The organism is Pseudoalteromonas sp. S3785 (genome assembly GCF_005887365.1).
Taxonomy (GTDB): Bacteria; Pseudomonadota; Gammaproteobacteria; order Enterobacterales; family Alteromonadaceae; genus Pseudoalteromonas.
The window spans coordinates 28,195-51,094 of sequence record NZ_PNCT01000030.1 but is presented as its reverse complement, the minus strand read 5'-3'; the positions used below and the strand labels follow the sequence as shown (position 1 = coordinate 51,094).

Genomic DNA, 22,900 nt, shown 5'->3' with positions numbered 1-22,900 from the left:
TTGAAAACTTTTTTAGCCTAAAAACCAAATAACTTAAAGGCAAAAAACTTAGTCGCTACTGTATTAATAAATATGGCTAATAAAATAACCGGAATAAACGTAGAAAGCGAAAAGTTAACGTATTTCTCCATAAAGCTACCGGCGTAATTTGGTGAGCCTTGGCTTAGCTCATCTGTTAGGCGCGCTTTTTTCCAGCGGTACATAACAAATAAACACACCATTAAACCATTCAGTGGCAATATAGTGTCGTAAAATACATCATACACAATATCAAAAAAGCTTTTATTACCGCTGCCGTAACTAGTAAACGACGTTAGGCTATCAACCATACCAAACGACATAGTACATAATATAGTTAACACACCGGTGGCTAGCGTTAAAATACCTAAGGCTTTTTTACGGCTGACCCCTTTGCGGTCGCTAAGGGTCGCTGTAGGTACTTCTACAATTGATACAAGCGAAGTAATCGCTGCAAAAAACACTAATAAAAAGAACGAAAACGCCACTGCAGACGCGCCAAAGTAACCAATATCATTTTGTAGTGCTAATAAAATTTTAGGTAAGTATACAAATATCATCGATACAGACGAGTCAGAAAGAGCGGCAGGGTCGGTATTAGGATCAAAACTAAATATTGCCGGTAAAACCATTAAACCGGCAACAAATGCCACTAATGAGTCGGTAATAGCCACCATTTTTGCACTGCCAACAATGTCATCTTTTTTAGATATGTAAGAGGCGTACGTCATTAAAATGCCCATACCTAGCGATAGTGAGAAAAACGCTTGGCTTAGTGCACCATTAAGCACACTGGCGCTCATTTTAGAAAAATCAGGAATAACATAATATTTAACACCAGCCATGGCGTTATCAAGCGTTAATACATACGCTACAAGGGCGAGCAACATAACAAATAAAGCCGGCATTAAAAACTTAGCGGCTTTTTCTATGCCTTGTTTAACCCCACCCAATAAAATAAGGTTAACAATAATAACGACCACTGCCATGTAGCCAAAAACAGTGTAGCTATTTATAAAGCTGCCAAAATGGCTCGGATCTGCCAATGCATCTAAATTACCCATGGCGGTTTGGCTTAAGTAACCAAAAATCCACACGGTAATAACCATGTAAAATACGGCAATCATAAACGGCGTTAATACAGCCAAAAAGCCTGCAAACTTCCATTTTTTGTCGTTATTTGCCAGCGCTTTGTACGAACCAAGTGGATCTTTTTGCGCGTTACGACCCATGGCCATTTCAGCCATCATTACTGGTAAACAAATAAAAGCAACAAACAAAGCGTATACAAGTAAAAATGCACCACCACCATTTTTAGTTGCCGACACAGGAAAACCTACTAAGTTGCCAATACCCACTGCCGAACCTGCTGCAGCCAGTATAAAGCCAAGACGGGAGCTAAAATGCTCTCTATTATTGCTCATGTATTAACCTTGTTATTTTTAAGTTATTCAAGCGACTCTACCAGTGTTGTGCCGCGCTTTTCAAGCAATTACACACTAAAAATAATTAATAACTGTAAACCTAGCTTTAACGGTAATTTGTTCACCAACTATCAACGTTGTGCTAGTATTTGAGTTATTAAACTTAACATTTTTTTGAGAATTACTATGTTGTACATGATTTATTCAACCGACGTTGAAAACAGCTTACCGCTTAGAAAAGAAGCCCGCCCCGCCCACTTAGCACGTTTAAGCGAACTTGACTCTCAAAACCGTTTACTTGTTGCCGGCCCACTGCCAGCAATCGACAGTGAAGACCCGCAAGATGCTGGATTTACAGGCTCATTAGTCATTGCCGAATTTGATTCACTTGAAAAAGCACGTGAATGGGCAGCCTCTGATCCATACGTTGCAGCCGGCGTTTACGCAAACACCGTTGTAAAACCATATAAAAAAGTATTACCAGCGTAACGAACACCCTGAATTTAAAACGTTATTTAATTCAGGGTTGGTTCACTGCTAATTAATTAAGCTGGCGAACGTAAAAGCGCATATTGGACGTTTTTACTTGAGTTTTAGTAGCTTAGTTAATTAGAATAGCTGGGTTTGATCTAGGAGTTCCCGTCATGCGTGTATTATTAACCCTTGGTTTAATTGCCTGTATTAGCGTCAGTGGCGCCGTACACGCAAGTTCGACTGTTACCAAAGCAGTTAAAAAAACTGAGATCAGCAAAAAGAAAGCCGTAATACTTGCAAAAGAAGAAACTGACGGTAAAACCTTAAAAATTACAGAACAAGCAAAATTTTATACTGTACGTATACTCAAATCTGACGGCCACGTCGTTGATTTACATATAAATAAAAAAACCGGCGAAGTGAAAAAGGATTAGCAAATGCGAATTTTAGTTATAGAAGATGATTTACACTTAGCAGACAACCTACGTAATGCTTTAGAGAAAGAACGTTACAGTGTTGATTTATGTCACGATGGCGAAGCTGGCCTATTCCATATTACAGAATACCCGCTAGATATGGCGGTGGTTGATTTAGGCTTACCAAAAATTGACGGTATTGAGCTAATCAATAAAGCACGTGCACAAGGCGTGACGATCCCTATTTTAATCTTAACGGCGCGCGACCGCTGGCAAGACAAAGTTGAAGGCCTAGACGCAGGTGCCGACGACTACTTAACCAAGCCGTTTCATGTTGAAGAATTAATTGCGCGTTGTAATGCACTTATTCGCCGCAGTGCGGGTAAAGCAAACCCAGAAATGACAGCAGGTCCAATTAAAATTCATACTCGCTCGCAACAAGTTTGGGTTAACGACAAAGAACTTAGCCTTACTGCTTATGAGTACAAAGTACTTGAGTATTTAATGGTTAACCCGCAAAAAGTAATTTCTAAATCAGAACTTACTGAGCATATTTACGACCAAGATTTCGATCTTGATTCTAACGTTATCGAAGTATTTGTACTTCGTCTGCGTAAAAAATTAGACCCTGAAGGCACATTAAACCCAGTAGAAACACTACGTGGGCGTGGTTACAGGCTTAAAAGTCAGTGGTAGCATCGCAAATATCGCTTAAAATAAGGCAAGGATTTATCCTTGTCTTTGTTTTATTGGTGGCACTGCCTATTTTGTTTTACTCGATTGGTAAAGCGTATTACGCCTCATTAGTCGAAACCACCGAAAAAAATCTAGAAGCCCACTTATACTCCCTTATTTCTGAAGTCGACTTTACTGAGCGCGGCATTATTATGCCCAGCACAATTTTAACGCCTGAGCTTAATAACTTAAATTCAGATACCTACGCCATGATTTACCGCGATGATGTACCTGTTTGGCACTCAGAGTCGGCTGTAAACGTAAACTTTAAACCCGAGTACATAGAGCCTAAAGCAGGTGCGGCCGACTTTAGACGTGTGGTTTACAACAATGCGGTTTACTGGCAATTAAGCCTAACGGTCATTTTAAATAATATTGACCAATCTGAACAGGCACGTTTTATATTACTCAAACGAAACGATGCATTGCTAAGGTTAATGGATGGCTTTAAGCAAACCCTAGTCGATTGGATGTTTATAATGGGTATTGCGATTGCCGGTTTAATGGCAATTGGGTTTATTTGGAGCGGCCGGCCGTTACAACGTCTTGATAAAGAAATAAAAGCCATTGAGTCGGGCGATATTCAAGAAATTAAAGGCTTATACCCTGTAGAGCTGCAAACAATTAAATCAGACCTAAACTTATTACTAGAGTCGCAGCAACGTCAAAAAGAGCGCTACAGAGCCTCTTTAAGTGACCTAGCGCATGCATTAAAAACACCCCTTGCGGTATTAAAATCAAGCCCGCTTGCTAATGATGCCGATGCCCAAGAGCAACTTGATAGAATAAATGTGATGATCGAGCATCAGTTAAAGCGTGCAGCTACTGGCGCCTCAGATACATGGAAAAAGCAAACTCCAGTTAAACCAGTGGTTGATTCTATTTTAAGTGCAATGGCCAAGGTATATCGCGATAAAGACATTATATTTAATTGCACCGTGACCGATAAAGATTACTTTTTAGGTGACCAAACAGATTTAATGGAATTACTGGGTAATTTAATTGATAACGCCTGTAAGGCGTGTCGCTCGCAAGTAGAAATCCAGGTCATTCAAAGTAAAACACTGTGCATAGGCATTAGTGACGATGGACCCGGTGTACCCGAGGATAAACGCGAGTCTTTATTAACCCGTGGTACCCGCCTTGATACTTACGAAAGCGGCCACGGTGTTGGTATGGCGATAGTCTCTGACTTGGTTAAATCTTATAACGGTCACTTAACGATTAATAAGTCGGACACCTTGGGCGGCGCACAATTTATTTTAGAGTTTAATTACAATGATAAAAAATAGCCTTTTAATCACACTTGCAAGCCTATTAGCACTAAGTGCTAATGTCAGTGCGCAAGCACAGTGTACGCTTGAGCAAAACGCAACGCCAAGCCAAACTAAACGCTATACGCAGTGTTTAGACACCCAAATAAATCAGGCTAAATACAATCAGGGTACTTGGGTTCAAAAACGTAAATATGAACTCACTAAATTAGAAGAGCAAAGCGGAAATACGCAAATACTCATGTTGTTTAAGCGCAGCGTCGACAACCACCAAAAGTATATTGAAGCAAGCTGCCAATGGCGCTACATATTAAAACTGCCAAATGCTAGCCAAGCCGCTATTGATTACAAATTATGTGAACTTGCACTTATTGAACAGTTTACTCAAGTGCTTAAAAAGCCACTTTAAACGGGGATTAACCCCTATAAAAAAAGCGATTAATACTGTGTATTAATCGCTTTTTTTGTATCAAATATTTAATCAAATACGCAATTTTAAGCTATGAAAACCAATTGATATTATTTATCGTCTATCGACTCTCCAGTACCAAGTAGCGTGGCAACCCAGCGCCCTTCATCACTTGCCTCTAGGGCTATTTTAACAATCATAGTAAGCGGTACCGATAGCAACATGCCTACAGTGCCTAATAACCAACCCCAAAATATTAACGACAAAAACACCACCAAGGTAGAAAGCCCAAGCCCTTTACCCATAAATTTAGGCTCTACAATGTTACCCATTACCGTATTAATAATTAAATACCCTGCACCTACAAGCCCGGCTGTTAATGGTCCTTGTGTGATCAGTGCTAACAATACAGCTGGTACTGCGGCAATAATAGAACCTATATTAGGAATATAATTAAACATAAAGGCCAACACGCCCCACAGCACAAAGTAGTCAACATCTAAAATCCATAAATAAAATGCTGCAATAATACCGGTGGCTAAACTCACCAATGTTTTAATTGCTAAATACGAATTAATAGAAACCAAAAAGCGGTCAATTTGCTCCATTTTTCTATCTGGGTCGGCAAGTGCCATATGAATTTTTTTGCTTAATGCAGGCCCTTCAAAAAGCATAAACACCACAGTTAAAATTATTAAAAACATGTTTGCCATTACGCCACCTAAGCCGGTAAGCATATTCGTGGCTACATCAACCATTTTACCTGGGTCAAACATAGAGAGAATTTGATCTCTATCGATTAAGATATTGTATTGCGATGCAAGATCGACCAGCCAAACAAACTCTTCTTGTAACTGGGCTTTATATTCAGGAAGTTGCTGAGAAAAGTCGTTAACTGATTGTCCTACAAGGCCGCCTAAGCTTACACCTAAGCCCACAATGATAAGCACCACAATAACAACAGAAACCCCTTTAGGGATCCGATAGCGGCCAAAAAATGTGATCAGCGGGTTGCATACAATGGCAATAAACGCCGCCAAAATAAAGGGAATAATAATAACACTTGCGGCCTTAATACCGGCTAATACAACCACCAGAGCTGCAAATATTATTAAGCTTTTATTTACGCCAGTTAAACTTGCCAACGCGCCAATCCTTTTCTTATGAAATTCGCTTTAGTGTAAGGCAAAAACTAATTAAATGAAATATTTACAAAGTGATCGTTGTTTTTTAGTTAACGTAATAATTTGCATTAAGATAGTTTAAATAGTATACATTTTAAACAAATCGTACACTTAAAATTGGTAAGATTTTTATGCATATTTTTTTTACAGGCGCTACAGGCCTAATAGGTAAACACTTAACGCCTTTTTTGCTGCATCATCATAAAGTAACCGTACTGAGCCGAAATAAAACCAAAGCCCATGTATTGCTTGGTCATAATATTGATGTAGTAAGCACGGTTGATGAGGTTAATTTTAACCATGTAGATACTGTGATTAATTTAGCCGGCGAACCTATCGTCAACAAACGCTGGACGCAGGCACAAAAACAAACAATTAAAAACAGCAGAATAAACCTTACCACGCAAATCAGCGATGCTATTTTAAATTGCAGCACGCCCCCTGCTACATTTATATCTGGCAGTGCCATTGGCTATTATGGCCGCCAAGGTGATACTCCTGTAGATGAAGACACCGACGATGTAAATGATGAATTTAGCCATCAGCTATGCAAAGAGTGGGAGCATGCTGCACTAAAAGCGCAAAGTGATAAAACACGGGTGTGTTTATTACGCACGGGAATTGTACTTAGCAAAAACGGCGGCGCTTTAAGTAAAATGCTACCTGCGTTTAAATTTTTTGCAGGTGGCCCCATTGGTGATGGGGAGCAAGGTATGTCGTGGATTCATATTGACGATATGATTCAACTGATTTTATTTATTATAAAACACACGTCGCTTTGCGGGCCAATTAACGCCACTGCACCCACCCCTGTTAGCAATAAAGTATTCAGCAAAAGTTTAGGTAAAGCATTGTCTCGCCCTGCGGCCCTAACCATGCCAAGCCCTGTATTAAAAGTGTTAATGGGTGAAATGTCTGATTTGCTCACTACTGGGCAATATGTAATACCCAAAAAAGCGTTAGCGCATAATTACCGTTTTCATTTTACGGATATAGATTCGGCTCTGAGAAGTTTAATAAAGTAGGTGTATTCAGCATAGATACACCTACTAAAGGTTATAAAAATACTACTTTAAGCTAGGTTACTGTAATTAATGTAAGCTTTAGTATCTAGTCTCCATTAAAATAGTCGTTTTATAATAAAAGAACCTTTCTATGCTGCACTTACCAACCGTTATAAGCCTTTCTTTTATTTTAAACCTTATAATTGGGCTGTATTTTATCTCTATTTATCAATATAAAAAACAAACTAGTTTTTTATATTTTGGCCTAGCTTGTACCACCTTTACATTCGCCATACTATGCGCAAGCTTACGCGTGATCATTGCATGGCCGTTTATTACCCATTACTTTGCCAGTTTATTTATTATTGCTTGCCCACTTTTTTTAATTATGGGATTAAAAGCACTCAGTCCTTTAAATAAAAGCATATGCAAGCAAGTTAGCTATTTACTCATCATGGCTGCGGTTTTTTTACTCATAGTTTACAACACCGCCGTAGAGCAAGTATTGGTTAGTTTAACTGTGGCAGGGTTATTTTTGTATGCCTCGTATATTGTTTTAAGCACCCGCTTTATAGCAAAATTACAGCAACGTATGCTACTGCTTTGCCTATTACTGCATGCACTCGTTATGCTAATACAAGGAGTTTTATTACTGTTGCCATTTTTTACTGAGCTCAACTTTAATTTTGCCTCTGTTTTGCAATTTACTTTGGCTGTACACTTAATACTTGCCACTAGCGCCGCCCTATTGCTGCCTTTTTTAGTGTTTGCCAATACAGAGCATACGCTCAACTCCCTTGCTAATCGCGACCCATTAACCCAGCTATTAAATAAACGCGGTTTAAATGCAGTGGCCAATACGTTATTTAATAAAAATAATGCCGAGCATCCCCTTAGCATTATTATGGTCGATATAGACTTTTTTAAGCGCGTTAACGATGAATACGGACACGATGCAGGTGATGAGGCAATTAAATGGGTTTCGCAGCATATTGCCGCGCTTTTTTCTAACAGCGCAGTTACCGCACGTGTTGGCGGCGAAGAGTTTGCAATTTTACTTAGCCACTGCACTTTAAATGAGGCACAGTGCGCGGCAAACACCCTCAGAAAAAACATTAAAAACAAGCCCTTTAGCTATTACGGCAACACCATTTATTTAAGAATAAGCGCTGGAGTGGCGTGCAGCGATACTCAAACAAGCTCTTTTAAATCGCTACTTAGTGCGGCAGATAAGCGCTTGTATATTGCTAAAACCACAGGACGCGACAAAGTTATATATGAATCTGCACAAAACCCTTTTATAAATAACAAACCGGTTTGCACATAAAAAAAGCCCTTCAATTGAAGGGCTTTGACATACACACTAAAACAAAATGATTACTGACATTTAAGCCCAGCAGAGTCTGCCTTATTAGGCACAAACTGAATGTTTGCTACCGACACTGAGGTTTTACTGCTTGCATGTAAACTAAACGGGCTTGTAAGGCTCGCAAAGTCTACGCCTTGGTTAGCAAAACAACGTAAGTCTACCGACACCGACTGCCATTTATTTTTGATTGATTGATCAACCATTTTACTCAAGGCAATCGCACCACCACACTCACCTGAACAAGTCATAGCAAGGTTTACGTCATCGGTTAGTGGCTCATTGAGTTTAATATCAAAACTAATAACGCCATTAGCCTCTAAATACGTAATGGTATCTTCAGCAAAACTTGTGACTATTTCAGCACTTGCCTTTTGCTCGCCACTAAAATTAAATTGGCGCGCGTCTTCTTGAACTGTTTTATCCTCAGTACGGTATTTAAGTGCACCTAGTTGATGAGTACTGCTTGATACATCTAATAGCTCATCGCCAGATTTAAGTAATAAACGCCACGGAGCAACCGGTGCACCAACTAAAATATCCATACTAGTGAGTGCTGAGTTATCTAATTTAGAGTCTTCATCTAAATTATCAGCCAATACATTTTTATCGCCATAAGTTAAACCAAAGCCGTACGGTAATAATGGGCTGTAATCGTCATCGCCTTTATTAACCGTTGCTTGTACTGCTGTTTTAGGCCATGAAAACGAAAGCTTGCCGCTAAAGTCATGTTGAATACTGCCATCTTTGGCTTTTAAAATAACATCGGCAATACCGCCGCCCTCTGTACCTGGCAGCCATGCTGCAACAAATGCATCTGAGGCATTTAATTCACTGTTAACCCACATAGGGCGACCGGAAATAAATACCGATACAACCGCAATACCCTGCTCTTTTAACGACTTTAATAACGCGAGCGATTTTTTATTACCGCGCTCAAATTCAAGGTTATCTCTATCGCCATGGCCTTCTGCATAAGGCTCTTCACCAAATACCACAACGGCTACATCTGGGCGCTGCTCATATGAGCCATCCACACTTAAAATGGCACGACCACCCGCCTGCGTAATTTGTTTTTCAAGGCCTGCATAAATAGACGTGGCACCAGGAAAATCAGCATTTTTGTTATTCGTCCCTTGCCAAGTAATACTCCAGCCACCCGACTGTTTACCTATATTATCGGCTCCATCGCCGGCAATAAGTACAGTTTGGTTTGCATCAAGAGGCAAAATATTGTTTTTGTTTTTAAGTAAAACAAGTGATTCGCGTACTGCTTGACGCGCAACTTCGCGGTGCTGCTGCGCACCAATTAGCTCAGTTTTACCCGAAAACTGACGCTTAGCCGGGCTTGGTTTATCAAATAAACCGGCACGCAATTTAACGCGTAAAATTCTACTTACTGCATCATCAATGCGCGACATGCTGATTTCGCCAGCTTTGACTTGCGCTATGGTGTTTTCGTACAGCGGCTTCCAAGCGCCCGTTGGCACCATAAAAATATCAAGCCCTGCGTTAACAGCCTGTGCACAGCTTTCGTTTGTACAGCCTTCAATTTGGCCGTGGCCGTTCCAATCCCCTACCACAAAACCATCAAAGCCCATGCGGGTTTTAAGCACATCGGTTAACAGGTATTTATTGCCGTGGTTTTTAACCCCATGCCAGCTATTAAACGATGCCATAACCGACTGACTTCCCGCCGATAAGCCGCCTACATAACCTTGGGCATGTATATCAAACAAATCTTGCTCACTGTCGATATTATTACCTTGGTCATCGCCATCGACTGTGCCGCCATCACCTAAAAAGTGCTTAACGGTACTAATAACACGTTTATCACTTAAAAAGTCGCCATCGGCCTTGCCCTGTAAACCATTTACAATTGCAGCTGAATAATCGCGTACAATGCGAGGGTCTTCTGAATAACCTTCATAGGTTCTGCCCCAGCGGTCGTCACGCACAACTGCCACTGTAGGTGCAAATACCCAATCAATACCCGTTGCCATTACTTCAACCGCAGTGATAGCTGCTATCTGCTCAATCAATGCAGGGTTGTTTGCCGCTCCTAAACCAATATTATGCGGAAATAAGGTCGCGCCAATTACATTATTGTGACCATGCACCGCATCGGTGCCCCACATTGTGGGTATTTTACTGCCATCGATAGAATCATCTACCGACGCCTGATAAAAATCTTCAGCCAATTTTACCCAGTCCATTGGTGTTGCGTGTTTATCACCGTTAGGAAACGCACCGCCCCCATTTAGGTATGAGCCAAAGCCATATTTGCGCATGTCTTCAACGGTAATATCACGAATTTCTGGTTGAATCATTTGAGCTACTTTTTGCTCAAGTGTCATCGTTTTTAAATAATCTGCTATTTTAGCTTCAATTTTTGGGTCTTGTTTTACGGCAATATTAAGTTTTGGCCAAATTTTCTCTGTTTTAGACAACGCATTATTAGCTTCCGGAGTGGTTGTCGCGTCATTTGAACAAGCCGCTAACATGCCTACTGATGCAATTAATGAGGCACGTGCTATTTTATTAAGTGAAAAAGGGGTTTTCATTATAGAGTCTCCTGAGCTTGAACTGGTTTGCTTCCGCTTAAACCATAAAACGCGATAAATAAGTAACAAAAAATAGGTAAAACATACGAAAGTTGAACACCCACACTATCAGCAAGTGCACCTTGTAAAAGTGGCACTATTGCCCCCCCTACAATCGCCAAGCACAAAATACCAGAGCCTTGCGCGGTATGCTTACCAAGGCCATTTAACGCTAAACTAAAAATAGTTGGGAACATAATAGAATTGAATAAACCAACCAGTAGTATTGACCACATTGCTAATTGACCCGACGTGCTCATGGCAATAACCACCAAAATAATAGCCATACTTGCGTTAAAGCCAAGCACTTTACCAGCGGGTAATTTTTGCATTACCGCGGCACCAATAAAACGCCCCACCATAGCTCCACCAAAATAATATGTGATGTAGTGAGCGGCAACATGCTCTTTTAAACCGGCAATATTTTCTTGTGCTAAAAAGCTAACTAAAAAACTGCCAATCGCAACCTCTGCACCTACATACATAAATATACCCACAGCACCGAGTGTAAGGTGGCGGTATTGCCATGCACTACCTTCAATTGTCTCTGACTTTTCAGCGGCTTCTTTTTGCTCATTCATTATGTCTGGTAATTTAAGCCATGCAAAAATACCGGCTAGTAAAATAAGCATGCCTGCTAATAGTAAATAAGGAAGTTGTACCGACTCTGCATTTTGTGCCGGTGTTAAAAACGCCTCAGAGGCAGAGTCAAGAATCAAAAATGCACCAAATGTAGGGGCAACCGTAGTGCCTAGCGCATTAAATGCTTGCGTTAAGGTAAGGCGAGAAGACGCTGTTTTAGGGGCGCCCAATAAACTTACATAAGGGTTTGCAGAAACCTGCAATAAGGTAATACCGCTTGCCAGAACAAATAAAGCAAACAAAAATACCGGGTAATTATGTAGCGCCGCGGCTGGGTAAAAAAGTACACAACCACATGCCGCTATAAGTAACCCCACTACAATGCCTTTTTTGTAACCTAATTTTTTAACTATATGGCCACTTGGCAATGACATTAAAAAATAAGCCCCAAAAAAACAAAACTGAACCAGCATTGCTTGAACATAAGTTAAGTTAAACACCGCTTTTAAATGCGGAATTAAAATATCGTTTAAGCAGGTGATAAATCCCCACATAAAAAATAAAGTCGTTAAAGACGTTAATGCAAAACCATAGTTTTTATCTTGGTAGTTTTGCGACTGTGTGTGTGTCGTCAGTGGTGCTGAACTGGCCATGGGCTCTCCGCAATTTATTATTATAAATTAATGCAAAAGTCGTTATTAAAAATTGCCGTGTAACCCAGCAACATTAAAGAGTTGACCTTCGTATCAATTAACACTAATCTAAAAATGTAAGCGCTTTCACGTGTAATTAAATACGAACATGTAACATATTTCAACAAGTTTTATTTTTTTATAAACGCGCCCTTACGCTTCATCGCAGTAAATACAGTGGCTATTTATGCATTTAAGGTTTAAAAAGGTTTGTTACTAATGACAAAATTATCGTTACCATCTCATTCACCTCTATTAACAAAAAACTTTGTTTATGGTGTGGCTACGGCATCATTTCAAATTGAAGGCGGGTATGAGCATCGCCTACCCTGTATATGGGATACCTTTTGCGATACACCCAACAAAATAGCCGACAGCTCAAATGGGCATGTTGCCTGCGATCATTACAATCAGTGGCAAAACGATATTGAATTAATAGACTCGCTTGGCGTAGATGCATATAGACTTTCTATCTCTTGGCCGCGAGTTATTACCTTATCGGGAGAACTAAATCCTGAGGGCGTAAAGTTTTATACTAATATTCTTGATGAGCTTAATAAGCGCAACATTAAAGCGTTTGTAACGCTATATCACTGGGATTTACCCCAACATTTAGAAGATAAAGGCGGCTGGTTAAATCGCGATACAGCTTATGAATTTGCTCGGTATGTAAAGCTTATTAGCCAAGCATTTGGCGAGCGGGTATTTTCGTACGCGACCCTAAATGAGCCATTTTGCAGTGCTTTTTTAGGCTACGAAGTAGGCATACATGCCCCAGGTTTAGTGGGCAAAGAGTACGGTAAAAAAGCAGCGCACCATTTATTGCTTGCCCATGGTTTGGCAATGGATGTGTTAAAGCAAACCTCGCCTAATACTCAAAATGGTATTGTGCTTAATTTTACACCTTGCTACCCATTAACGCAGTCAGCCGAGGATATACACGCAGCTCGTTACGCCGATGATTATTTAAATCAATGGTATATGAAACCAATAATGGATGGCCAATACCCAGAAATTATAAAACAGCTTCCTAGCAATCAGCAGCCTGAAATCCACCCTGGCGATATGGACATAATTTCACAATCTATTGATTACTTGGGCATTAATTTTTATACGCGCCAAGTATACAAAGCACACCCTAGCGATATATACGAGCCACTTGCACCACAAGGGCCTTTAACCGACATGGGCTGGGAAATTTACCCGCAGTCGTTTAGCGATTTACTTGTAACGCTTAACAACACCTACACCTTACCGCCTATTTATATAACCGAGAACGGCGCGGCTATGCCCGACACCATAAAAAATGGCGAGGTAAACGATGTAGAACGCCTAAACTACTATCATAGCCACTTAAATGCCGTGCACGATGCCACAGCCCAAGGGGTTAATATTATTGGTTACTTTGCGTGGAGCTTAATGGATAATTTTGAATGGGCTGAGGGCTACTTAAAACGCTTTGGTATTGTTTACGTTGATTATAAAACTCAGCAACGTACTATAAAAGCCAGTGGCCAAGCTTATAAAAGCTTGATACAAAGCCGTAAATAGCCAATAAAAGCTATTCGATTAATCGCATAAATAAAAATCAAAAAGCGAGAACCTAACATCATGATAAGTGTAAAAGAAAAAATAGCCTATGGCCTTGGCGATACGGCAAGTAATATTATTTTTCAAACAGTTATGATGTTTTTAATGCTTTACTACACAGATGTAGTAGGGCTTTCTCCTGCGGTGGTAGGCACCATGTTTTTAGTGGTTAGATTGTTTGATGCCATCACCGACCCAGTTATGGGCAACTTAGCCGATAAAACCCAGTCGCGCTTTGGCCATTTTAGGCCCTATTTATTGTGGCTTGCCCTGCCCTTTGCGCTTATTAGTATTTTAGCTTTTACCACGCCAGAGCTTGAAGGCAGTGATAAAATTATTTACGCCTTTACTACCTACACCTTGCTTATGGTGGCGTATACCGCCATAAATATTCCTTATTGCGCATTAGGTGGCGTGCTCACTAACGATGTAAAAGAGCGTGTTAGCGTGCAATCTTATCGTTTTGTGTTTGGTATGTTAGGCGGCGTTATTGTTGCGGGCTGTACAATGCCAATGGTTGAATACTTTGGCCAAGGCGATAATGCCAAAGGCTACCAATACACCATGACGGCAATGAGCTTGCTTGGCTTAGTGTTATTTTTACTGTGTTTTTTTGGTACCAAAGAGCGTGTAGAGCAACCGCCTGAGCAAAACCTGTCGTTGTTTAAAAGTTTAAAAACCTTAGTTAAAAACGATCAATGGCGAGTCCTGTGCGCTGCCGCGCTATTTTTACTCACTGGCCAAGTATTACGTTTAACCTTAGGGGTTTATTACGTTAAATACTATTTAGGGCAAGAAGATTTAATTACCTCCTTTATGACCCTAGGAGTGGTTGCCAGTATGGTTGGGTGTGCGTGTGCTCAGCCGTTGGCTAAGCGATTTTGTAAAATAAAAGCCTATATTAGTTTGCAGTTAATCGCTGCGGGCATATGTATTGCGAGCTATTTTATCTCCCCTGATAATATTACCTTGGCATTTGCCGCCTTTATTTTGTGGAAGTTTTTTTTAGATATGGCCACCCCGCTACTGTGGGCAAAAATGGCCGACACCATAGACTACGGGCACCACAAAACTGGGGTAAGAATTACTGGCCTAGTATATTCGGGCGTTATATTTTTTATAAAAATGGGTGTGGCGTTAGGCGGTGCAATTGCAGGCTGGCTGCTGTCTTTTTATAATTACCAAGCGCAAACAATGCAGAGCCTTGATACGCAACAGGGTATTTTATTATCGTTTACTATTATACCGGCGTTTGGCTCTTTGTTTGTTGCATTTATTATGCGTAAATACACGCTCAATAACGCACAGTTAGCCTCTATACAGGCATCGCTAAAAACTAGTGCTAGTTAACATTTGGTGGGTACGGTATTATTTGCCCGCCAAAATAAAGGATATAAGTGAGTTAACAATAACATGGCCACAATTTATGAAGTGTCGGAGCTTGCTGGCGTATCGTTAGCTACAGTGTCACGGGTAATGAATAAAAACACCCGCGTAAGTGAAAAAACCACTAAAAAAGTACTCGATGCAATGCAGCAGCTGGGCTATAAGCCCAACTCTATTGCGCAATCGCTTGCCTCTAACAGAACCAACAGCGTGGGTATTTTGGTATCAGAGCTTCATGGTCCTTTCTTTGCTCAAATGATGGCAGGCATCGAGTCAGCCCTACGCGCTGCGGGTAAGCACGTTATTATTACCACCGGTCACAGTGAAGACGATAAAGAAAAAGACGGCATTGAATTTTTAATTAGCCGCAAATGCGATGCGCTAATTTTACATGTAGAGTCAGTCAGTGATGACTACCTAATTGAGCTAAGTAAAGGTAAAACCCCTATTTACCTTATTAACCGATACGTACATTCACTTGAAAGTAACTGCATTAGCCTAGATAACGAACTCGGCGGCTACTTAGCCAGTAAATCTATTGTTGAACAAGGCCACACAAATATAGCTTATATCGCGGGGCCGCAAGTTAAAGCCGATGCCAGAAACCGTTTAAAAGGCCATAAAAAAGCGCTGCACGAAAAAAACATTCCCTTTAATGAGGCGCTGTTTTACGAAGGTGATTTTAACGAAATTGGCGGCAGCAAAGGCCTTGAAAAACTACTCAACACGCGTATTCCGTTTAGTGCTTTAGTGTGTGCCAACGATGAAATGGCATCAGGTGCTATGAAATACGCCCGTGAGCATGGTTTTAATTTACCAAACGATTTGTCGGTGATTGGCTTTGATAACGTTATATTTGCCAATTATCTTTACCCTACACTTACCACCATAGATAACCCAGTAGAAGAAATGGGTGAAATGGCTGCAAAAATGGTGCTACAAGATGTCTATCAGTATAAAAACTTACACATAAACCGCGTGTTTGAACCCACCCTAATTAGACGTGATTCAACCCAAGCATTGTCAAAATAACGCATAAAAACGCATAAAAACGCATAAAAAAACGGCGCTATATTAAGCGCCGTTTTTATTAACCCCCAGTAACTTATTTTGCTATCCACGGGGTTACTTTAACTACGTTTTCTATATCACCAAGCAGATTTACGTCATCTTCCCAGTTATCCTGTACTGCAAAGTAGCAGATTGATTTTTCGCACTGTATATGTGGGTTATTAAAAGTCACAGGCTCTTTAAATGTTACAGCAACGCCTTTTTGCTCAGGCAATAAAAACCACATGAGCTTACTAACAAAAAAGCCTGATAAATCTGTTAAAAGTTCATCTAACTCGTTATTAATTGTGTACAACGAATCTTTAGTTAAGCTAAGCCCTTCAAATTCGCTGGCCTCAATTTGCAGTTTTAACTGACAATCGTGATCAGGGTTTTGTGGCTCTACAACAATAACGGCTTTATCCGTATCGAGCTGCTTATCAAACGGTAAAAGTAACTGTGCTTTATCGGTAAAATTAAGCGGGTATTCGTTATTTTCAGTTAAAATTGTGCCGCTTTTAATTGCACATGCCTCGTTTGTGGCAATATCGCTAATGTAAAAGTTAACTCGTGCATACTGAAAGTCGCCCTTGTTAACCACTTTTAATCTATCGTAAAAGCCATCGTACGACATAACAAACTCTTTGGCATTGACGGTACTTGCCGCCAAACTTAATAAAATGAGTATGGCGTTAATATTTATGAGTCGTTTTTTATTCATCAAAGTAAGCTCTGTTTTGGTTAATCATGGTGTTTAGCTCTTCTATGTAGGCCTCGCCGCGCTCTGAGTACGACATTAAACCATGCGTTAGTGCCGTTGCCGCAATGGGCTTTTGCTGTTGTCGTAAATCTTCGCGTATCAGGCGTAAATCTTTGTAGGCATTATGCGTGTTTATATTTCTAAAATACGAGCTTACTGCCGCGCGTACCGACTTAAATGCAGCAACTTCGTGCGCCGCTCCACTATTGCGGCGTCTTGGCACCATACCGCAGCCTTTTGAATAACACCATTGGCCAAAAAAGTTAAGCCCTATGCGTGCAAAGCGCGATGTGCCCCACGCCGACTCATTCGCCGCTTGCATTAGCGCAAGCTCTTTAGGAATAATATCAACACGGCGCAGCGCTTGGCTTAAAATTAGGGTGTTTACTGTTTCTGGTAAGCCATAGGCTTTTAAAATATTAACGATGTCGCGCTGTTGTTTTTTCTCGAGCGGTTCGTTGTATTCAAGCATCATACGCGCAATTTCTAACTTAGCGCGTTGCTGTAATATTTTTTTATTTTCAGCCTCAACATGCGGGCGAATAAAATCAAAAAATACCTGTTTTTTCTCTTTCACATCAGCAAATTCAGAAAACTTAGGTAAGGTAACATTGTGCAGGGGTTTTTCTTTTTTTTGCACCTTTTTAGGTTGTTCATCTGTGGTCTGTTCTTCAACCTCTTGCTCATTACTTTGCATAAACGGATATGCAAGCGCCCATAAAAAAAATACGCTTAGTAACAGCTTTAAAATGGTTTTTAGCATGTAGTCTCTCTTTCAAACAACAATTATGCATGGGTAATACACACACATACGAAACCCCATTATACCTAAGCCACTACATAAACGCGAATAACACCCAGTGTGTAACCCTTTAAGGGCCACGCTTTGCTAAAAAATGCTAAAGTGGCTGCTTGCGATAAATATATTATCCACCAGCTCAGGTTATGTACTTGTTCATTCGCAATTTATTAGGGCATGGGTATACTGAGCTTATACCGTGTATAACAATGTTTTGTGAGTAAGCAGTATGGATAAGCAATGGCAAAGCCGAATAATAGAACAGTATAAAAATCGTCCTAACGATAATCGCTCCCCCTGGCAGGTAGACCGCTCTCGTATAATTCATGCCGCAGCTTTTAGGCGCTTACAAGCAAAAACCCAAATTATGGGGATAGGCTTAAACGACTTTTATCGCACACGCTTAACGCATTCTTTGGAGGTATCGCAAATTGGTACCGGCATATTACGGCATTTAAAAGCACAGCACAGCGATTTTACACACTTTCCCTCTACCGGTTTATTAGAAACCTTATGTTTAGCGCACGATATAGGCCATCCCCCGTTTGGCCATGGCGGCGAAATTGCCTTAAATTATATGATGCGTGAGCACGGTGGATTTGAAGGCAACGCACAAACATTACGTATAGTCGCTAAACTTGAGCCTTACTCTAACGGCCACGGCATGAACCTAACGCGCCGCACGTTGCTTGGCTTTATTAAATACCCCGCATTTATAGACGATTTATGGCACACCATTCCGACGGTAAATAATACACGCTCATTTATAAAAGCAGATGATTGGCGCCCCGCTAAAGGCTTATACAAAGACGATGCTCAAATATTTAAATGGATCATTGCCCCTTTAAGCGACAACGACAAAGCCCTATTAACTAGCCATACACCAATAGATCAGTACCGTGCAAAAACCCGTTATAAATCGTTAGATAGCGCTATAATGGAACACGCCGATGACATAGCATATGCAGTGCACGACCTAGAAGATGCCATAGCCACTAAAGTGCTCACACTAGATGATTGGCAAACACATGCATTACCCCACTTAAACACGCTTAATTACGATTGGTTAAACACTAAATTAGACTCGCTTACCCAACGCTTGTTTTCAAAAAACGATTTTGAGCGTAAAGATGCCATTGGCGAGCTGGTAAATATGTTTATTATTCATATTCATTTAGATGTTCAGCATGGTGATTTTGAGTGCCCTATTTTAAAGTACACTGCAAAGCTAGACCCACAGTACGAGCGTGTTTTACAAATACTTAAGCATTTTGTATTTAATCGCTTAATACGCGACCCAGAAATGCAGCAAATAGAGTTTAAAGGTCAAAACTTACTGATTGAATTATTTACCGCTTTTGCCAGTGACCCTCTGCGTTTATTACCCGAAACAACGCAAGCGCTTTATCTAGACGCTGAAAAACAAAACCAAGGGATGCGCATAATATGCGACTACCTAAGCGGCATGAGCGATGAGTACGCCTATAAAACCTACCAGCGGTTATTCTCACCAGTACAATAAAAAGCCAAGAGCACACCATGTTAAGCGTTTGGTTAAGGGTAGAGCCTGTGAAAGGGGTTATTGCAAATAAATAGGCGTGCGCAGGAGGCGTTATCGAGCCCACTCGGTTACAAACCTTGCGCCGCAGTTAAATAACCTCTTGTTTGCAAAAATTTTTCCTGCAAAATCTAGCAGGCCCTTGTATATTTAATAAACTATAAAAATAAGAGCATTGACTATGAACACACCACACACTTTTAACTCCTTTAAAGCGTTTTACCCGTATTACTTAAAAGAGCACCGCAATGTAACCTGCAGAAGGCTTCACTTTATTGGCAGCACGCTAGTACTTGCAGTCATCTTTATTGCATTGATCAAGCAGCAATATAGCTTGCTGTGGTTATTACCGGTTATTGGCTACGGATTTGCTTGGGTTGGGCATTTCTTTTTTGAAAAAAACCGCCCCGCCACTTTTAAGCACCCCCTTTATAGCTTATGGGGAGATTGGGTCATGTTTAAAGATATACTTATCGGTAAAATAAAATTTTAATTTTTATATTATTTTCTTATAAAAATCATTCGTAACCTTTTTAAACGCTATACAAATTGTAAATTAAATAACCCACCGCTAAATGTTAATTAACTTAACATTTGGCGGTGATTTATACACATATTTTTAAAGCTCATTAATTAATGGCACATTTCTAAAGGCACGTACACTGCTCTTACCTGTTAATTAAAAGTAAACACACAAGCAAAAATAATTTCAAGGCCTATCAGTCGCTTACAAAAAGCAGCCTAGTTATAACTTTTATCTCACTTAGATTCATTTATATAAAATTGTAATTATATACCTCGTTATTTTAATTGAATGTTATTCAATTGACTCATTTTGTTAATGCGGTTTATGTTTTCAAAGCCGATAAAATAAATTAGCGGTTATAAAATAAAAATTTAAATCAATGGGTAATCAAACGAGGATCAACATCATGCATAAAAGCCTACCGTTTAGGTTAAATAAAGTAAAAGTGAGCACAGTGCTTGCCATGGGTGCATCGCTTTCGTTATGTAGTGCGTTTTCTGCGCACGCGGCAGAGCAATCAACCCAGGTCCAAGAAGATATAGAACAAATTAGCGTTATTGGCTCACGCCGATTAGGTCGTACTGTAGAAGATAGTGCCGTTCCTATTGATATTATTGGCGCTGAGGCGCTTACCAGTTCAGGCCTTACGGAAACAAACGCGCTACTGAGCAATTTATTACCGAGCTTTAATTTTCCGCAGGCATCGCTTACCGATGGCAGTGATCATGTACGCCCTGCACAACTACGTGGTTTAGCACCCGATCATACCTTAGTGCTGGTTAATGGAAAGCGACGTCATAGTAGTGCACTGCTCAACCTTAATGGTTCAACGGGCCGTGGCTCATCGTCTGTCGATCTAAATGCAATACCAGCTAATGCAATCGAACGCATTGAAGTTTTGCGTGATGGCGCAGCGGCGCAATACGGCTCTGATGCAATAGCGGGTGTGATTAATATTGTGCTTAAAAGCGCAAGCAGTGGCGGCTCCCTTGCTGCTATTTATGGGGCAAATATCACCGAGATGGATGGTGTGCCTGAGCTTGATTCGGTATCTGAGGGTAGCGATGGCAACCTAGCATTTACCGAAGGCGACGATCGCTCTTTAACCGATGGGCAAACGCTTACTTTGCAAGGTAATATTGGTTTAGAGCTGGGTGATAATGGCTTTTTAAACATTTCGACCGAATACCGAGACCGCCACTCAACTAACCGTGCCGATTACGATCAACGCGAAAACTACGACCGATTAGAAGATGGCTCACTCGATCCTCGCGAGTTTACCGTTAATCGCTATAACCATAACTTTGGTAATGGGGATGTAGAAGACCTATCGGTTTTTTATAATGCAGGGTATCTGCTAGCTAACGATGTAGATTTGTATTCATTTGGCTCTTACTCTAAACGTGAAGGTGAAGGCGCTGGTTTTTATAGACGCGCAAGCGATAGCCGTAATATAGAAGAAATATACCCCGACGGTTTTTTACCTGTGATCACCTCAGATATAAACGACTACTCACTCGCGTTAGGTGTTAAAGGTTTTATAAGTGATTGGAACTACGATGTATCGGCTGTGTATGGTGAAGATGCATTTGAATTTGGCGTAACCAATAGTTTAAATACGTCGTACGGACCAACAAGCCAAACAACTTTTGATGCAGGTACGTTGACATACGATCAACTTACTTTAAATGTCGATTTAAGCCGCGAAGTTGATGTGAGCTTTCTAGAAAGCGCGGTGAGTGTTGCCATAGGCGCTGAGTACCGCACAGAAGGTTATCAAATAGAAGCTGGCGAAGAAGCCTCATACGCACAAGGCACATTTGGTCCAGGCGGTGCGCTCACAGGTGAAGATGGCCCATTTGGTGCTGCAGGTGCGCAAGTATTCCCAGGCTTTACACCTGAGTCAGAAGGTAACAACAGCCGCCATAATGTGAGTTTTTACATAGATTTAGAAACCTACCTGACAGATGATTGGAACATAGCTGTGGCAGCGCGTTATGAGGATTACTCAGATTTTGGTGATACACTTAACGGCAAAATTGCAACGCGCTATTCGCTAACTGAAGATTTAGCCATACGCGCTTCAGCCTCAACAGGGTTTAGAGCGCCTTCATTACAACAGCAATATTTTACCTCAGTTGCTACTGTATTTGTTGATAGCGTTCCGACCGAAACCGGTACCTTTGCACCAAGCAGTGATGTAGCCAAAGCGCTTGGCTCGCCGGGCCTTGATGCCGAAGAAGCCACAAACTACGGGGTTGGCTTTACTTGGTCTACCGACTTTAATTTCAGCTTATCGGTTGATTACTATCAAATACTAATTGATGACCGGATTGTTTTATCTAACAATTTATCGGGCGCTGCAATAGAAGAGTTGCTAGAAGGCACAGGGGCCAACCAAGGCCGCTTTTTCTTAAACGCTATAGATAGTAAAACTCGCGGTGTTGATGTGGTTGCCTCGTACAACTTAATCACCGATGGCTACGGCGATATTGCCTTTAACTTAGGGTATAACTACGGCAAAAATGAAGTCACTGATATTATTGACCCGCCTGCTGAGCTGCAAGGTGCTGGGTTTGATCAAGACAACTTGTTCTCAGGTACAGAGCTGCGCCGCTTTGAAGTAAGCACCCCGCGCAATAAATACAATTTAAGCGCTACATGGACTCATGATGAACTTCGCGCCACACTAAGAACAACACGTTATGGTGAAACGCAAGACCCATCATCAACGCCTGAGCTAAACGAGGTATTAAAACCTAAGTGGATCACTGATTTAGATGTCGCCTATGCCGCTACCGATAACCTAACGCTTAGTTTAGGTGCCAATAACATTTTTGATGTATACCCAGATCCAACCCGCGAAAATGTAGAAGAAGTCTCTACTTTTTCTCGCTTGTTTGCATATTCAAGCTTTTCGCCCTACGGATTTAATGGCCGTTACGTGTACGGCAAAATAGAAATGAAATTTTAAGCGCTAAGCATTTCAAAAAGTACCCAAAACACAAAAGCCACCTAGTCGGTGGCTTTTACTGTGAACTGGTTAAATT

19 protein-coding genes are annotated in these 22,900 nt (G+C 40.8%); 13 read left to right on the top strand and 6 right to left on the bottom strand.

Annotated features, from left to right (window positions below):
- Nucleotides 1–17 precede the first annotated feature (17 nt).
- Nucleotides 18–1,442, bottom strand: a complete 1,425-nt coding sequence (locus CWC17_RS08770; protein WP_138612631.1) for a sodium-dependent transporter — start codon at nt 1,440–1,442, stop codon at nt 18–20.
- Nucleotides 1,443–1,628: 186 nt separating this feature from the next.
- Here CWC17_RS08770 and CWC17_RS08765 point away from each other — a divergent pair, with 186 nt between their 5' ends.
- The 5 genes from CWC17_RS08765 (at nt 1,629) to CWC17_RS08745 (ending at nt 4,750) form a co-directional block, all read left to right on the top strand.
- Entirely contained in the window at nt 1,629–1,931 is a 303-nt protein-coding gene (locus tag CWC17_RS08765; RefSeq protein ID WP_004586802.1) for a YciI family protein, read from the top strand.
- A 155-nt stretch (nt 1,932–2,086) separates the two neighbouring features.
- Nucleotides 2,087–2,350 (top strand): PepSY domain-containing protein, encoded by a 264-nt coding sequence (locus CWC17_RS08760; RefSeq protein ID WP_024033445.1) that lies wholly within the window; start codon nt 2,087–2,089, stop codon nt 2,348–2,350.
- Nucleotides 2,351–2,353: 3 nt separating this feature from the next.
- Nucleotides 2,354–3,028, top strand: a complete 675-nt coding sequence (locus tag CWC17_RS08755) for a response regulator transcription factor (protein WP_004586804.1) — start codon at nt 2,354–2,356, stop codon at nt 3,026–3,028.
- Entirely contained in the window at nt 3,022–4,359 is a 1,338-nt protein-coding gene (locus CWC17_RS08750) for an ATP-binding protein (protein WP_004586805.1), read from the top strand. The genes CWC17_RS08755 and CWC17_RS08750 overlap by 7 nt, the downstream gene beginning before the upstream one ends.
- The gene (locus CWC17_RS08745) at nt 4,346–4,750 is read left to right on the top strand and encodes a hypothetical protein (protein WP_029772701.1); all 405 of its coding nucleotides are present in this window, start codon (nt 4,346–4,348) and stop codon (nt 4,748–4,750) included. The genes CWC17_RS08750 and CWC17_RS08745 overlap by 14 nt, the downstream gene beginning before the upstream one ends.
- Before the next feature lie 110 nt (nt 4,751–4,860).
- Here the strand turns inward: CWC17_RS08745 and CWC17_RS08740 are convergent, their stop codons facing one another.
- Nucleotides 4,861–5,895, bottom strand: a complete 1,035-nt coding sequence (locus CWC17_RS08740; protein ID WP_024033443.1) for an AI-2E family transporter — start codon at nt 5,893–5,895, stop codon at nt 4,861–4,863.
- A gap of 170 nt (nt 5,896–6,065) precedes the next feature.
- Between CWC17_RS08740 and CWC17_RS08735 the strand changes: the two genes are divergently transcribed.
- A complete protein-coding gene (locus CWC17_RS08735; protein WP_126007381.1) occupies nt 6,066–6,959 on the top strand; it encodes a TIGR01777 family oxidoreductase in 894 nt (297 codons plus the stop codon).
- Between the two features lie 130 nt (nt 6,960–7,089).
- A complete protein-coding gene (locus tag CWC17_RS08730; protein ID WP_138612630.1) occupies nt 7,090–8,265 on the top strand; it encodes a GGDEF domain-containing protein in 1,176 nt (391 codons plus the stop codon).
- 50 nt (nt 8,266–8,315) lie between these two features.
- Here the strand turns inward: CWC17_RS08730 and CWC17_RS08725 are convergent, their stop codons facing one another.
- Together CWC17_RS08725 and CWC17_RS08720 are read right to left on the bottom strand one after the other, a co-directional pair.
- Complete coding sequence (locus tag CWC17_RS08725; protein ID WP_138612629.1) at nt 8,316–10,868, bottom strand: glycoside hydrolase family 3 protein; 2,553 nt, start codon at nt 10,866–10,868, stop codon at nt 8,316–8,318.
- Nucleotides 10,868–12,142, bottom strand: coding sequence for a sugar MFS transporter (locus CWC17_RS08720; protein ID WP_138612628.1), 1,275 nt, complete (start codon nt 12,140–12,142; stop codon nt 10,868–10,870). Before CWC17_RS08720 ends, CWC17_RS08725 begins: the two co-directional genes overlap by 1 nt.
- Before the next feature lie 258 nt (nt 12,143–12,400).
- Between CWC17_RS08720 and CWC17_RS08715 the strand changes: the two genes are divergently transcribed.
- The 3 genes from CWC17_RS08715 (at nt 12,401) to CWC17_RS08705 (ending at nt 16,189) form a co-directional block, all read left to right on the top strand.
- Nucleotides 12,401–13,732, top strand: coding sequence for a GH1 family beta-glucosidase (locus tag CWC17_RS08715; RefSeq protein ID WP_138612627.1), 1,332 nt, complete (start codon nt 12,401–12,403; stop codon nt 13,730–13,732).
- A gap of 60 nt (nt 13,733–13,792) precedes the next feature.
- Entirely contained in the window at nt 13,793–15,121 is a 1,329-nt protein-coding gene (locus CWC17_RS08710; protein WP_138612626.1) for a glycoside-pentoside-hexuronide (GPH):cation symporter, read from the top strand.
- 63 nt (nt 15,122–15,184) lie between these two features.
- Entirely contained in the window at nt 15,185–16,189 is a 1,005-nt protein-coding gene (locus tag CWC17_RS08705) for a LacI family DNA-binding transcriptional regulator (RefSeq protein WP_138612625.1), read from the top strand.
- A gap of 73 nt (nt 16,190–16,262) precedes the next feature.
- Here CWC17_RS08705 and CWC17_RS08700 read toward each other — a convergent pair whose 3' ends face one another.
- Together CWC17_RS08700 and CWC17_RS08695 are read right to left on the bottom strand one after the other, a co-directional pair.
- Nucleotides 16,263–16,928: a DUF2987 domain-containing protein gene (locus CWC17_RS08700; protein ID WP_031289865.1), complete on the bottom strand. Its 666-nt coding sequence runs from the start codon at nt 16,926–16,928 to the stop codon at nt 16,263–16,265.
- Nucleotides 16,921–17,730: a glucosaminidase domain-containing protein gene (locus tag CWC17_RS08695; RefSeq protein ID WP_138612624.1), complete on the bottom strand. Its 810-nt coding sequence runs from the start codon at nt 17,728–17,730 to the stop codon at nt 16,921–16,923. The genes CWC17_RS08700 and CWC17_RS08695 overlap by 8 nt, the downstream gene beginning before the upstream one ends.
- A 265-nt stretch (nt 17,731–17,995) precedes the next feature.
- Between CWC17_RS08695 and CWC17_RS08690 the strand changes: the two genes are divergently transcribed.
- The 3 genes from CWC17_RS08690 to CWC17_RS08680 all read left to right on the top strand — a co-directional run bounded on the left by CWC17_RS08690 (nt 17,996) and on the right by CWC17_RS08680 (nt 22,824).
- A complete protein-coding gene (locus tag CWC17_RS08690; protein WP_138612623.1) occupies nt 17,996–19,288 on the top strand; it encodes an anti-phage deoxyguanosine triphosphatase in 1,293 nt (430 codons plus the stop codon).
- A gap of 217 nt (nt 19,289–19,505) precedes the next feature.
- Nucleotides 19,506–19,817: an Mpo1-like protein gene (locus tag CWC17_RS08685; protein ID WP_138612622.1), complete on the top strand. Its 312-nt coding sequence runs from the start codon at nt 19,506–19,508 to the stop codon at nt 19,815–19,817.
- A 496-nt stretch (nt 19,818–20,313) separates the two neighbouring features.
- Complete coding sequence (locus CWC17_RS08680) at nt 20,314–22,824, top strand: TonB-dependent receptor plug domain-containing protein (protein WP_502704910.1); 2,511 nt, start codon at nt 20,314–20,316, stop codon at nt 22,822–22,824.
- Nucleotides 22,825–22,900 lie beyond the last annotated feature (76 nt).